This window comes from Enterobacter quasiroggenkampii (assembly GCF_043972695.1).
GTDB classification, from domain to species: Bacteria; Pseudomonadota; Gammaproteobacteria; order Enterobacterales; family Enterobacteriaceae; genus Enterobacter; species Enterobacter quasiroggenkampii.
Window position 1 is genome coordinate 1432590 of record NZ_CP143745.1, and the last position, 13742, is coordinate 1446331.

The 13742-nt window shown below is 58.3% G+C and carries 12 protein-coding genes; 8 read left to right on the forward strand and 4 right to left on the reverse strand.

Annotation, left to right across the window (positions count from 1 at the left end):
- Nucleotides 1-22: 22 nt before the first annotated feature.
- From fhuC to fhuB, 3 genes are read left to right on the forward strand one after another with little or no spacing between them, the layout of a single operon-like run.
- Nucleotides 23-820: a Fe3+-hydroxamate ABC transporter ATP-binding protein FhuC gene (gene fhuC / locus V1572_RS06795; RefSeq protein WP_048028464.1), complete on the forward strand. Its 798-nt coding sequence runs from the start codon at nucleotides 23-25 to the stop codon at nucleotides 818-820.
- Nucleotides 820-1710 carry a Fe(3+)-hydroxamate ABC transporter substrate-binding protein FhuD gene (gene fhuD, locus V1572_RS06800; protein WP_395299808.1) on the forward strand — a complete coding sequence of 297 codons (891 nt, stop codon included), beginning with the start codon at nucleotides 820-822 and terminating at the stop codon, nucleotides 1708-1710. Before fhuC ends, fhuD begins: the two co-directional genes overlap by 1 nt.
- Complete coding sequence (gene fhuB, locus V1572_RS06805) at nucleotides 1707-3689, forward strand: Fe(3+)-hydroxamate ABC transporter permease FhuB (protein WP_395299809.1); 1983 nt, start codon at nucleotides 1707-1709, stop codon at nucleotides 3687-3689. The genes fhuD and fhuB overlap by 4 nt, the downstream gene beginning before the upstream one ends.
- Nucleotides 3690-3782: 93 nt before the next feature.
- Here the strand turns inward: fhuB and hemL are convergent, their stop codons facing one another.
- Nucleotides 3783-5063 carry a glutamate-1-semialdehyde 2,1-aminomutase gene (gene hemL, locus V1572_RS06810; protein WP_395299810.1) on the reverse strand — a complete coding sequence of 427 codons (1281 nt, stop codon included), beginning with the start codon at nucleotides 5061-5063 and terminating at the stop codon, nucleotides 3783-3785.
- A gap of 177 nt (nucleotides 5064-5240) precedes the next feature.
- Here hemL and clcA point away from each other — a divergent pair, with 177 nt between their 5' ends.
- Together clcA and erpA are read left to right on the forward strand one after the other, a co-directional pair.
- Nucleotides 5241-6641, forward strand: a complete 1401-nt coding sequence (gene clcA / locus V1572_RS06815; protein WP_325842029.1) for a H(+)/Cl(-) exchange transporter ClcA — start codon at nucleotides 5241-5243, stop codon at nucleotides 6639-6641.
- Nucleotides 6642-6726: 85 nt separating this feature from the next.
- Entirely contained in the window at nucleotides 6727-7071 is a 345-nt protein-coding gene (erpA, locus tag V1572_RS06820; protein ID WP_013095643.1) for an iron-sulfur cluster insertion protein ErpA, read from the forward strand.
- Between the two features lie 58 nt (nucleotides 7072-7129).
- On the opposite strand, the gene V1572_RS06825 is transcribed toward erpA, so the two are convergent.
- From V1572_RS06825 to mtnN, 3 genes are read right to left on the reverse strand one after another with little or no spacing between them, the layout of a single operon-like run.
- Nucleotides 7130-7753 (reverse strand): TRIC cation channel family protein, encoded by a 624-nt coding sequence (locus V1572_RS06825; protein WP_045907828.1) that lies wholly within the window; start codon nucleotides 7751-7753, stop codon nucleotides 7130-7132.
- Nucleotides 7754-7780: 27 nt separating this feature from the next.
- Nucleotides 7781-8581 (reverse strand): vitamin B12 ABC transporter substrate-binding protein BtuF, encoded by an 801-nt coding sequence (gene btuF, locus V1572_RS06830; protein ID WP_111967245.1) that lies wholly within the window; start codon nucleotides 8579-8581, stop codon nucleotides 7781-7783.
- Nucleotides 8574-9272: a 5'-methylthioadenosine/S-adenosylhomocysteine nucleosidase gene (gene mtnN / locus V1572_RS06835; protein WP_262796730.1), complete on the reverse strand. Its 699-nt coding sequence runs from the start codon at nucleotides 9270-9272 to the stop codon at nucleotides 8574-8576. The genes btuF and mtnN overlap by 8 nt, the downstream gene beginning before the upstream one ends.
- An 82-nt stretch (nucleotides 9273-9354) precedes the next feature.
- Here mtnN and dgt point away from each other — a divergent pair, with 82 nt between their 5' ends.
- From dgt to cdaR, 3 genes are all read left to right on the forward strand, one after another.
- A complete protein-coding gene (dgt, locus tag V1572_RS06840) occupies nucleotides 9355-10869 on the forward strand; it encodes a dGTPase (RefSeq protein ID WP_048225692.1) in 1515 nt (504 codons plus the stop codon).
- Between the two features lie 131 nt (nucleotides 10870-11000).
- A complete protein-coding gene (gene degP / locus V1572_RS06845) occupies nucleotides 11001-12437 on the forward strand; it encodes a serine endoprotease DegP (RefSeq protein WP_025756813.1) in 1437 nt (478 codons plus the stop codon).
- 146 nt (nucleotides 12438-12583) lie between these two features.
- On the forward strand, nucleotides 12584-13741 hold the full coding sequence (gene cdaR / locus V1572_RS06850) for a DNA-binding transcriptional regulator CdaR (protein WP_045907831.1): 1158 nt from the start codon (nucleotides 12584-12586) through the stop codon (nucleotides 13739-13741).
- Nucleotide 13742 lies beyond the last annotated feature (1 nt).

Sequence of the window (13742 nt, forward strand, 5' to 3'; positions counted from 1 at the left end):
CTTTTTATTTAAGTTGGCTGATATGCAGGATAATCAAACGCAACCCGACACCACCTTTACGCTCAACCATCTCTCCTTTCGCGTACCCGGGCGCACCTTGCTGCATCCGCTCTCTTTGACGTTCCCCGCAGGTAAAGTCACTGGCCTGATTGGTCACAACGGTTCCGGTAAGTCCACGCTGCTTAAGATGCTGGGACGCCATCAGCCGCCGTCAGAAGGCGACATTCTGCTGGATGACCAACCGCTCGAGAGCTGGAGCAGCAAAGCGTTTGCCCGCAAAGTGGCGTATCTGCCGCAGCAGCTGCCGCAGGCGGAGGGGATGACGGTGCGAGAGCTGGTGGCGATTGGGCGTTATCCGTGGCATGGCGCGCTTGGACGCTTCGGCGTGGCCGACAGAGAGAAAGTGGAAGAGGCGATTGCGCTGGTCGGGCTGAAGCCGCTGGCGCACCGTCTGGTGGATAGCCTGTCCGGCGGTGAACGCCAGCGCGCGTGGATTGCGATGCTGGTGGCCCAGGACAGCCGCTGCCTGCTCCTTGATGAACCCACCTCCGCGCTCGATATCGCCCATCAGGTCGATGTCCTTGCGCTGGTGCACCGCTTAAGCCAGCAGCGTGGTCTGACGGTGATTGCGGTGCTGCATGACATCAACATGGCGGCGCGCTATTGCGACTACCTTGTTGCGCTGCGCGGCGGCGAAATGATTGCGCAGGGAACGCCGTCCGAGCTGATGTGCAGCGAAACGCTGGAACATATTTATGGTATTCCGATGGGTATTCTGCCTCACCCGGCCGGGGCTGCACCGGTGAGCTTCGTCTACTGATGCTCGACAACATGCGCATTAGCCGCCGTCGCCTGCTGACGGCGATGGCCCTCTCACCGCTGCTGTTAAAAATGAATACGGCGCGTGCCGCCGCCGTCGATCCGCACCGCATAGTTGCGCTGGAGTGGCTGCCGGTCGAGCTGATGATGGCGCTCGGCGTCACGCCCTACGGCGTGGCGGACATTCCTAACTATAACCTCTGGGTGAACGAGCCGAAGCTGCCGGAATCGGTAATCGACGTCGGCCTGCGGACGGAGCCAAACCTCGAGCTGCTCACCCAGATGAAACCGTCGTTCCTGTTCTGGTCCGCGGGCTACGGTCCGTCAGAAGAGACCATGGCGCGCATTGCGCCCGGACGTGGATTCGCTTTCAGCGACGGTAAAAAACCACTGGCGATGGCGAAAAAGTCGGTTAACGAGATGGCGCATTTCCTCAACCGGGAAGCGGAGGCTAAAAAACATCTCGACGAATTCGATGCCCTGATTGACGCTCTGAAGCCGCGTTTTGCTCACCGGGGCGATCGTCCGCTGTTGATGGTGACGCTGCTGGATGCCCGCCATATGCTGGTTTTCGGTAAAAACTGCCTGTTCCAGGAAGTCCTCGACAGTTTTGGTATTCGTAATGCCTGGGAAGGGGAGATGACGTTCTGGGGCAGTACCGCTGTGGGTATCGATCGCCTCGCGGCGTTTCGCGATGTGGATGTGCTGTGCTTCGATCACGGCAACGAGCGCGACATGCAAACCCTGATGGCGACCCCGCTCTGGCAGGCGATGCCGTTTGTCCGTGAGCGGCGCTTCCAGCGCGCTCCGGCGGTCTGGTTCTACGGCGCGACGCTCTCGGCGATGCATTTTGCCCGCGTGCTGGATAACGCCCTGGGAGGTAAAGCATGAGTACGCGTATTGCCCGTTTCCCGGCGCTTCTGCTGATGCTGATTTTTCTTGCCGCGCTGGCGTTAACCGGGTTCAACCTCTCTGCCGCGTTACCGCGCGCGCAATGGGGAGCCGCGCTGGCCTCGCCGGATATCGACAATATTCAGCAGATGCTGTTCCACTACAGCCTGCTGCCGCGTCTGGCAATCTCCCTTTTAGTCGGTGCCGGCTTAGGGCTGGTGGGCGTGCTGTTCCAGCAGGTGTTACGTAACCCGCTGGCGGAGCCAACCACGCTCGGCGTCGCGACCGGCGCACAGCTTGGGATCACTATCACCACGCTGTGGGCGCTGCCGGGAGCGTTAACCTCGCAGTTTGCGGCACTTGCCGGAGCGTGTGCGGTGGGCGCGCTGGTCTTTGGCGTGGCCTGGGGTAAACGCCTTTCCCCGGTGACGCTGATTCTGGCCGGGCTGGTGGTCAGCCTGTACTGTGGGGCGATCAACCAGTTGCTGGTTCTGTTCCACCACGATCAGCTGCAAAGCATGTTCATGTGGAGTACCGGGACGCTGACCCAGACCGACTGGAGCGTGGTGCAGCGCCTGTGGCCGCAGCTGGCTGGCGGTGTTGTGCTGACGCTGCTGCTCCTGCGTCCTCTGACGCTGATGGGACTGGATGATGGCGTGGCGCGCAACCTGGGGCTGGCGCTGTCGCTGGCTCGCCTGGCGGCGCTGACGCTGGCGATTGTATTGAGCGCCCTGCTGGTGAACGCGGTCGGCATCATCGGGTTTATCGGCCTGTTTGCCCCGCTGCTGGCGAAGATGCTCGGAGCGCGTCGCTTGCTGGCGCGTCTGATGCTGGCGCCGCTGATTGGGGCGCTGATCCTCTGGCTTTCCGATCAGCTTATTCTCTGGCTGGCGCAGGTCTGGCGTGAAGTCTCCACCGGCTCGGTCACCGCGCTGATCGGGGCGCCGCTGCTCCTGTGGCTGCTTCCGCGCCTGCGCAGCATGAGCGCACCGGCGATGGATGCGGGCGATAAAGTCCATACTGAGCGTCAGTCGGTACTGTGGTTTAGCCTTGTCGGGCTGGCGGTGCTGATTATCGCCTCGTTCGCGGCGCTCTCATTCGGACGCGATGCCGCGGGTTGGCACTGGGCAACGGGTGATTTACTCAACGCCCTGCTGCAGTGGCGCTGGCCGCGTATCCTCGCTGCGCTGATCGCAGGCGTGATGCTGGCGGTGGCAGGTTGCATTATTCAGCGTCTGACCGGCAACCCGATGGCGAGCCCGGAAGTGCTCGGGATCAGCTCTGGCGCTGCCTTTGGCGTGGTGCTGATGCTGTTTTTCGTGCCGGGCAATGCGTTTGGCTGGCTGATGCCTGCCGGCAGTCTCGGGGCGGCGGTTACGCTGATGATTATCCTGATTGCCGCTGGTCGAGGCGGGTTTTCACCGCACCGTATGCTGCTGGCGGGGATGGCGCTCAGCACCGCATTCACGATGCTGCTGATGATGCTGCAGGCAAGCGGCGATCCGCGTATGGCGAAGATCCTGACCTGGATATCCGGCTCAACGTACGGCGCGACCGGCAGCCAGGCGATCGGGTCCGGGATCGTGATGATCGTACTGCTGGCGATGGTACCGCTGTGCCGTCGCTGGATGACCATTCTGCCGCTCGGCGGGGAAACCGCGCGCGCGGTGGGAATGGCGCTGACGCCAGCGCGTATCGCGTTGCTGCTGCTCGCTGCGTGCCTGACGGCGACGGCGACCATGACGATCGGTCCGCTGAGTTTTGTGGGGCTAATGGCGCCGCACATTGCCAGAATGATGGGGTTCCGCCGGACGATGCCGCATATCGTGATGTCGGCCCTGACGGGCGGGGTGATGCTGGTGTTTGCGGACTGGTGCGGAAGAATGGTGCTGTTCCCGTATCAGATCCCGGCGGGTCTGCTGTCGACCTTTATCGGTGCGCCGTATTTTATTTATCTGTTGAGAAAGCAGAGTCGGTAATAAAAGTAAACGGCAATCCTTAGATTGCCGTTTTAGTGTTTGCTCCCTCTCCTCGTGGGAGAGGGTTGGGGTGAGGGCATCAAGCCGCACATCTTACAGTTTCGCAAACACCTTACGCGCCGCGTCAATGGTGTTATTGATATCTTCTTCACTGTGCGCCACGGACATAAAGCCCGCTTCGAACGCTGACGGTGCCAGGTATACGCCTTCTTCCAGCATCAGGTGGAAGAAGCGCTTGAAGCGTTCAACGTCGCACTTCACCACGTCCTGATAGCAGGTCACGGTTTTCGCCTCGGTGAAGAAGATCCCGAACATGCCGCCCACGTGGTTAACCACCAGCGGAATACCGGCTTCCTCTGCCGCTTCCAGCAGGCCGTTTGCCAGCTGCGTGGTCCGGTCGGTCAGGGTTTCGTGGATGCCTGGCTGAGCCACTTCGGTCAGGCAAGCAAAGCCCGCCGCCATCGCGATAGGGTTACCGGAGAGCGTGCCCGCCTGGTAAACCGGGCCGGTGGGTGCCAGCGCTTCCATGACGTCCTTACGCCCACCAAATGCGCCAACCGGCATGCCGCCGCCGATGATTTTACCCAGGCAGGTGAGGTCCGGCTCCACGCCGTAATAAGACTGTGCGCCCGCCAGCGCCACGCGGAAGCCGGTCATCACTTCGTCGATGATCAGCAGCGCGCCGAACTCATCGCACAGGGCGCGCAGGCCCGGCAGGAAGTCAGGCTGCGGTGGGATACAGTTCATGTTGCCCGCAACTGGCTCAACGATGATGCAGGCGATCTCCTGCGGATACTGCTCGAACGCCGCGCGAACGGTGTCCAGATCGTTGTAGGTGCAGGTCAGGGTATGCTTCGCGAAGTCAGCCGGTACGCCAGGTGAGTTTGGCTGGCCGAGCGTTAGCGCGCCGGAACCCGCTTTCACCAGCAGGCAGTCCGCATGACCGTGGTAGCAACCCTCAAACTTGATAATCTTGTCGCGACCGGTAAAGCCGCGCGCCAGGCGGATGGCGCTCATGGTCGCTTCGGTACCGGAGTTCACCATGCGCACCATGTCCATGGTCGGGACCAGCTCGGTGACCAGCTCCGCCATTTTCACTTCCATTTCAGTTGGCGCACCGAAGCTCAGGCCGCGCTGAGCGGCTTCAATCACCGCGTTGCGAATGGCCGGGTGGTTGTGCCCCAGCACCATCGGGCCCCAGGAGCCGACATAATCGATATAGGCTTTGCCATCGGCATCATACAGATACGCGCCGTCAGCACGTTCGATAAACAGCGGCGTGCCGCCCACGCCGGTAAAGGCGCGCACAGGTGAGTTCACGCCACCCGGAATAAGCTCGCGGGCTGCACTGTAGAGGTTTTCAGACTTGCTCATGGCGTCGTTCCTGGTTCGTATAAAATGATTAAGCCCACTATTCTAAGTGATTCGGGGAAGGTTATGAAATTTTTAGCCGGGTAATGCTTTAAGATTTGTTAAGTAATTTTCAGGAGACGGTGGGGCTGTCTCTGGTAAAATCCTCGCGGCTTTTTGTATGATGAATAAGTACAGGACATGAAATCAGATTCTCCGTCTTTTGAAGAACAACAGTTTACGCGCGCCCAGCATCGAATCAGTATTCGACGGCTGCTCAATCGCGATAAAACGCCGCTGGCGATCCTGCTGGCCGCTGCCGTGGTGGGAACACTCGCCGGTCTGGTGGGCGTGGCATTTGAAAAAGCGGTTAATGCCGTGCTCAACTGGCGAGTGGGAACCGTGGCCGGTTTCGCCGACAGCCGATGGCTGGTCTGGGTTGCGGCGTTCGGGCTGTCGGCGCTGTTTGCCATGGTGGGGTATTTCCTGGTGCGTAAATTTGCGCCGGAGGCGGGTGGGTCCGGCATCCCGGAAATTGAAGGGGCGCTGGAGGAGCTGCGTCCGGTGCGCTGGTGGCGTGTCATTCCGGTGAAATTTATCGGCGGCATGGGTACGCTGGGCGCGGGGATGGTTCTTGGCCGGGAAGGGCCTACGGTTCAGTTGGGCGGGAACGTCGGCCGCATGGTGGGCGATCTGTTTCGGATGCGCAGCGCCGAAGCGCGCCATACGCTGCTGGCAACTGGTGCAGCGGCGGGGCTGTCGGCGGCCTTTAACGCGCCGCTGGCGGGCATTTTGTTTATCATCGAAGAGATGCGCGCGCAGTTTCGCTACAACTTGATCTCCATTAAAGCGGTGTTTACCGGCGTCATTATGTCGAGCATCGTGTTTCGCCTCTTTAATGGCGAAGGGGCGGTCATTGAGGTAGGTAAACTGACCAACGCGCCGGTGAACACCCTGTGGCTTTACCTGATCCTCGGCATGATTTTTGGCGTGGTGGGGCCGCTGTTTAATACCTTTATCTTACGCGTTCAGGATATGTTCCAGCGTATTCACGGTGGGAATACGACCAAATGGGTGCTGATGGGGGGCCTGCTGGGCGGAATCTGCGGCGTGCTCGGGTTTATCGAGCCGAATGCCGCTGGCGGCGGGTTCGGGCTGATCCCCATTGCGGCGGCGGGGAACTTTAGCGTGGGTCTGCTGCTGTTTATGTTTATCTCCCGCGTCATCACGACGGTGCTCTGTTTTTCCTCCGGCGCGCCCGGCGGGATATTCGCCCCGATGCTGGCGCTGGGAACCTTGCTGGGCACCGCGTTTGGTATGGCGGCGGAAGCGGGCTTTCCCGCCTATCACCTTGACGCCGGGACCTTTGCGGTGGCCGGAATGGGCGCGCTGCTTGCCGCCTCCCTGCGCGCGCCATTGACCGGGATCGTGCTGGTGCTGGAGATGACGGATAATTACCAGCTCATTTTGCCAATGATCATTACCTGTCTCGGCGCGACACTATTAGCCCAGTTCCTGGGTGGAAAACCGCTATACTCCACCATTCTTGCGCGTACTCTGGCAAAACAAGAGGCGGAGCGGGCCGCAACGCAGAATACTTGAATGAATTACCAGGGTATTAGATAATGACACAAAGAATTGGGTGAATTTTACCCAATAGCAGTAGCAGTATTCATGGGAGCATAAGATGAGTGATGATGTAGCGTTGCCGCTGGAGTTTACCGAAGCAGCAGCCAACAAAGTGAAAACCCTGATTGCCGACGAAGACAATCCGGATCTGAAACTGCGTGTCTATATTACCGGCGGCGGCTGCAGCGGCTTCCAGTACGGTTTTACCTTTGACGATCAGGTTAACGATGGCGATATGACCATCGAGAAACAGGGCGTTGCGCTGGTGGTTGACCCGATGAGCCTGCAATATCTGGTGGGCGGTTCGGTGGATTACACCGAGGGTCTGGAAGGTTCGCGCTTTGTGGTCACCAACCCGAACGCAACAAGCACCTGCGGGTGTGGTTCTTCGTTCAGCATTTAAGCCTGAATGCGGATTGTAGGCCCGGTAAGCGAAGCGCCACCGGGCTTATAAACGACGCCTATCTTGAATTTTCATCCAGCGCAAACGTCGGCAGCTTCAGGTGCCAGCGTATTGCCGCTAAACGTATCACCAGCGTCACGACCATCCCCAGCATCGCGGCGTTTTCCAGCGGAAGTGCAAACGTGTAGTACGCTGTCGCGTGGACAATGCCGCCCGCAATACAGGCCGTTGCGTAAATTTCAGTACGCAGGATCATCGGCACCTCACGTGCCAGAATGTCGCGAATGATCCCGCCGCCTACGCCGGTTAATACGCCCATGCAGATCGCCACCATCGGACCGGTGCCCGCATTAAACGCCTTATTGACGCCAATACCGACAAACACGGCCAGACCGACGGCATCCAGTACCGGCAATATCCATTTTGGTAATCGGCGGGGCTGGCGAACCAGCACTATGGTTAACAGGCAGGTGACCATCGCGACCACCAGATCGGTCGGATCTTTCACCCAAAACACCGGGCCATTCGCCAGCGCCATATCGCGGATTGTCCCGCCGCCCACGGCGGTCACTACGCCCAGCACCAGCACGCCAAACGGATCCATGCGTAGTTTTCCGGCGAGCAGGACGCCGGAGATAGCAAAAACGGCTGTGCCAAGAATATCCAGCCAATAAACGAGCATCGTTAAATCCTCGAAAAGGGTCTTATGTTAGTGACTCTCTGCCAGCGCGGCACAGAGCTGTTTTGCGGCGAGGATAATACGCGGGCTGGCGCGTTCAAACCAGTCGCTGTTGAGGGGTATTACCGGTATTTTTAGCTGCTTTTGCCAGAATTGCTCAATTTTGGGAATTTCGCTCGCATTTCCGACCACGACGATGGCCTGTGGCTGGCGCGCCAGAACCTGCTCACGGCTTACCTGAGGCCACGGCACCCGGCTGGCTGCAAAGATGTTTTCACCGCCACAAACTTCCAGCACCTGGTTTTGAATCGACCCTTTTCCGGTGGTGAACAGCGGCTGGCTGCCAAACTGCAGGAAGATGCGCTTTTTAACAGGGGTATCGTATCGGGATTTCAGCGCGGCATAGTCGCTCAGCATCTGTTTCGCCGCAGCCTCGGCTTTTTGGGGGGTAGGGCTATAGGGTGCCAGGGCGCGTAGCGCCTGTGCGACCTGTTCAATGCTGACGGCATCAATCCACATGACCTTTATGCCAAGGGAAGTGAGCTGGTTGACCTGCCGCTCGGCGTTGCCGCCACGCCAGGCCAGCACGAGATCCGGTTTCAGCGCCACGATGCGCTCAAGGTTCATCCCTTGCCAGGTAGCCACTTGCTCAATCCCCGCGGCCTGCGGCGGATAATCGGAAAAGCTGCTCACGCCGACGGGCGTAATGCCGGCGGCAAACGCCAGCTCCGTATTGGCGGGAGAGAGCGTAATCACGCGCGGTACAGCATAGAGCCACAGCGGGGCGAGCAGAAGCAGGGCGGCAAGCGCCCTGAGGGTATGTTTAGCCACGTGCCAGATTCTGCACCAGGCGTTCCACCATCACGGTGGACTGTTTTGCTGCAACGGTCAGGAACTCGTCGAAGCTGATGTGGGACTGCTGGTCTGCCACGTCAGAGATGGCGCGAACCACCACGAACGGTACGTTGAAGTTATGGCAAACGTGCGCAATCGCAGTCGCTTCCATCTCAACGGCCACCGCCTGAGGGAAGTTATGACGGATTTTCGCCAGACCCACGGAACCATTGATGAACGCATCACCGCTGACAATCAGACCGCGTACCGCGTTGAGGTTGAGCTCCGCAATGCAGGTCTCTGCCGCCGCAATCAGTTTGTCGTCCGCTTTAAACCCTGCCGGGCAGCCCGGAAGCTGGCCGTACTCGTAACCGAACGCGGTGACGTCAGCATCGTGGTAACGCGCTTCGTCGGAAACAACGATATCGCCCACCTTCAGCGTTGGCGCCAGGCCGCCCGCCGAGCCCGTGTTAATGATGACGTCCGGCTTGCAGCGCTCAAGCAGCAGGGTGGCACCCAGCGCCGCAGCGACTTTACCGATGCCTGATTTCAGCAGAGCCACGTCAACACCGTTTAGCTGACCGGTATAGATCTCACAACCCCCCAGAGAGAGGGTCTGACGGTTCTCAATTTTGTCACGCAGGAGCGTAACTTCTTCTTCCATTGCACCAATAATGCCGATTTTCATAGATTTACTCGCGATGTGCCTTGTTAAGATGCATAGTCTATCATGCGGTTAAGGGGAAACGCATTCTCACGCGGGGGAGCACATGTCACCAATCGATTTTCGCACCAAAATTAACTGGCACCGACGTTTCCGTTCGCCGCAGGGCGACAAGAGCGAACATGAGATCCTGCGTATCTTCGAAAGCGATCGCGGGCGGATCATTAACTCGCCCGCCATCCGCCGTCTGCAGCAAAAAACCCAGGTCTTTCCGCTGGAGCGTAACGCCGCGGTGCGCACGCGCTTAACCCACTCTATGGAGGTGCAGCAGGTCGGGCGCTATATAGCTAAAGAGATTTTGAGCCGTCTCAAAGAGCAGCGCTTGCTGGAAACCTATGGTCTGGACGAGCTGACGGGGCCTTTTGAGAGCATCGTTGAGATGGCCTGCCTGATGCATGACATCGGCAACCCGCCTTTCGGTCATTTTGGTGAGGCGGCAATCAATGACTGGTTTAAACAACGGCTTTACCCTTCGGATGCGGTAAGCCAGCCGCTGAGCGACGACCGCTGCATCGTACGCGATTTACGCCTGCGTGAAGGCGAAGAGGGGCTGAACGATTTGCGCCGCAAGGTGCGCCAGGATCTCTGTCATTTTGAGGGCAACGCGCAGGGGATCCGGCTGGTCCACTCCCTGATGCGTATGAACCTGACCTGGGCACAGGTCGGCTGCATTCTGAAATATACACGCCCCGCGTGGTGGATGGGGGAGACGCCCGCGTCCCACAGTTATTTAATGAAAAAACCGGGCTATTATCTTTCCGAAGAGGCCTATATTGAACGGCTACGTAAAGAACTTTCATTGACGCCAAACGGCCGCTTTCCATTGACCTGGATTATGGAAGCCGCCGATGATATTTCCTATTGCGTGGCCGATCTGGAAGACGCGGTTGAGAAAAGAATCTTCAGCGTCGAGGAGCTTTATCAGCATCTTTATACGGCCTGGGGCACCCATGAAAAAGGCTCGCTGTTTGCGCAGGTTGTCGAAAATGCCTGGGATAAATCGCGCTCAAATACATTAAGCCGCAGTACGGAAGATCAGTTCTTTATGTATTTGCGGGTCAATACATTAAATAAGCTGGTGCCGTACGCGGCGTCGCGCTTTATTGATAATTTACCGCTGATTTTCAACGGGGAATTCAACCATGCGCTACTGGAAGATGACAGCAGTTTCAGCCAGCTCCTCGAGCTTTATAAACATGTGGCGATGCGGCATGTCTTCAGCCATCCGGATGTCGAACAGTTAGAGCTGCAGGGCTACCGGGTGATCAGCGGGTTACTGGAAATTTATGCCCCGCTGCTCCAGCTGTCCGTCGACGAATTCAGCGAGCTGGTGGAACACGAGCGCGTGCGCCGCATCCCCATCGAATCCCGACTTTATCAGAAACTCTCTACCCGACACCGTCTGGCGTATGTCGAAGCGATTGGCAAGCTGGATCGTCATTCTCCCCAGTGGCCGGTGATGGAATATTATTATCGCTGCCGTCTTATCCAGGACTATATCAGCGGCATGACGGATTTGTATGCCTGGGATGAATATCGCAAGCTGATGGCGGTGGAATAACGCCTGAGTTTTGTAAAGACGGCCAATAAATTTTTACCTTTTCCATAAACTTATCGCCGGAACTAAGCGGTATAAAACGAATCTGAGTTACACAGCAATTTTGCGTTACCTGTAAATCGAGATTGAGAAACATGAAAAAAACCACATTAGCAATGAGTGCACTGGCTCTGAGTTTAGGTTTAGCGCTGTCTCCTCTGACTGCTACTGCAGCCGAGACCGCGTCGTCGGCAGCAACCGCGCAGCAGATGCCAAGCCTGGCACCGATGCTCGAAAAAGTGATGCCATCGGTGGTGAGTATTAACGTTGAGGGTAGCACGACCGTCAATACGCCGCGCATGCCGCGTAACTTCCAGCAGTTCTTCGGCGACAACTCGCCGTTCTGCCAGGACGGTTCGCCATTCCAGAGCTCTCCGTTCTGTCAGGGCGGTGGCGCAGGGGATGACAGCCAGGGCGGCGGCCAGCAGCAGAAATTCATGGCGCTTGGCTCGGGGGTAATCATTGATGCAGCGAAAGGCTATGTCGTCACTAACAACCACGTTGTCGATAACGCGAACAGCATTAAGGTTCAGCTGAGCGATGGCCGTAAGTTTGATGCCAAAGTGGTCGGCAAAGACCCGCGTTCTGACATCGCGCTGATCCAGATTCAGGATCCGAAAAACCTGACGGCGATTAAAATTGCCGACTCCGACGCGCTGCGCGTGGGCGACTATACCGTGGCGATCGGTAACCCGTTCGGTCTGGGTGAAACCGTGACCTCGGGTATCGTCTCTGCGCTGGGCCGTAGCGGCCTCAATGCCGAGAACTATGAGAACTTCATCCAGACGGATGCGGCGATCAACCGCGGTAACTCCGGCGGTGCGCTGGTCAACCTGAACGGCGAACTGATCGGTATCAACACCGCGATCCTTGCCCCGGACGGCGGCAATATCGGGATCGGTTTTGCTATCCCAAGTAACATGGTGAAAAACCTGACCGCGCAGATGGTGCAGTATGGCCAGGTGAAACGCGGTGAGTTGGGTATCCTGGGTACGGAACTGAACTCCGAACTGGCGAAGGCGATGAAGGTTGACGCCCAGCGCGGGGCATTCGTCAGCCAGGTGATGCCGAACTCCTCTGCCGCTAAAGCGGGCATTAAAGCGGGGGATGTGATCACCTCCCTGAACGGTAAACCAATCAGCAGCTTTGCCGCCCTGCGTGCGGAAGTCGGCTCTATGCCTATCGGCAGCAAAGTGACCCTTGGTCTGCTGCGCGACGGTAAAGCGGTTAACGTGAGCCTGGAGCTGCAGCAGAGCAGCCAGAATCAGGTGGACTCCAGCACCATCTTCAGCGGGATTGAAGGTGCCGAGATGAGCAACAAAGGCGCAGACAAAGGCGTGGTGGTGAACAACGTGAAAGCGAATTCACCGGCAGCCCGTATCGGCCTCAAGAAAGGCGATGTGATCATGGGCGCTAACCAGCAGCCGGTGAAAAATATCGCTGAACTGCGTAAAATTCTCGACAGCAAGCCTTCCGTGCTGGCGCTGAATATCCAGCGTGGTGATACCTCTATTTACCTGCTGATGCAGTAATCCTCTGAAGCCCCTGTTCGCAGGGGCTTTCTCGTTTCTGTGACCCTTCCCACAAGTCCATACTTCTTCCTCTCTCTTTGTGCATTCGCACAATGCAGCCGTCGCTGAACATCCCTATGCTTGAGCTCTGCTCACAGGAGGGTTCTATGGCTGGCTGGCATCTTGATACCAAAATGGCGCAGGATATCGTGGCGCGCACCATGCGCATCATTGATACCAATATCAACGTAATGGATGCCCGCGGGCGCATTATTGGCAGCGGCGATCGCGAGCGTATTGGGGAATTGCACGAAGGCGCGCTGCTGGTGCTCTCTCAGGGGCGCGTGGTCGATATCGACGATGCGGTAGCGAAACACCTGCACGGCGTCCGTCAGGGCATCAATTTACCGCTGCGCCTTGAAGGCGAGATTGTGGGGGTCATCGGTCTCACCGGCGAGCCCGAGTCACTGCGAAAATACGGTGAGCTGGTCTGCATGACGGCGGAGATGATGCTCGAGCAGTCGCGCCTGATGCACCTGCTCGCTCAGGACAGCCGCCTGCGTGAGGAGCTGGTGATGAATCTTATTCAGGCGGAAGAGCATACGCCTGCGCTCAGCGAATGGGCGCAGCGTCTGGGGATCGATCTGAACCAGCCGCGCGTGGTAGCGGTGATTGAAGTCGATAGTGGTCAGCTGGGCGTAGACAGCGCGATGGCCGAACTGCAGCAGCTGCAAAATGCGCTGGCGACGCCGGAGCGCGATAACCTGGTGGCGATCGTTTCTCTGACGGAAATGGTGGTGCTCAAACCAGCGCTTAATGCGTTCGGCCGCTGGGATGCGGACGATCATCGTCGTCGCGTGGAGCTGCTGATCGCCCGAATGAAGGAGAATGGTCAGCTGCGTTTTCGTGTTGCGTTGGGCAACTACTTTACCGGGCCGGGCAGTATCGCCCGCTCCTGGCGTACCGCACGCACCACCATGATGGTGGGCAAGCAGCGAATGCCGGAGAGCCGCAGTTATTTTTATCAGGACCTGATGCTGCCGGTGTTGCTCGACAGCCTGCGCGGTGGCTGGCAGGCCAATGAGCTGGCGCGGCCATTGGCGCGCCTGAAAGCCATGGACAATAACGGCCTTCTGCGCCGGACCCTGCAGGCGTGGTTCCGTCATAACGTGCAGCCGCTGGCGACGTCAAAAGCGCTGTTTATCCACCGCAATACCCTGGAGTATCGATTAAACCGAATTTCAGAGTTGACGGGGCTGGATCTGGGGAATTTCGACGACAGGCTACTGCTGTATGTGGCGCTGCAGTTGGATGAACAGAGATGAT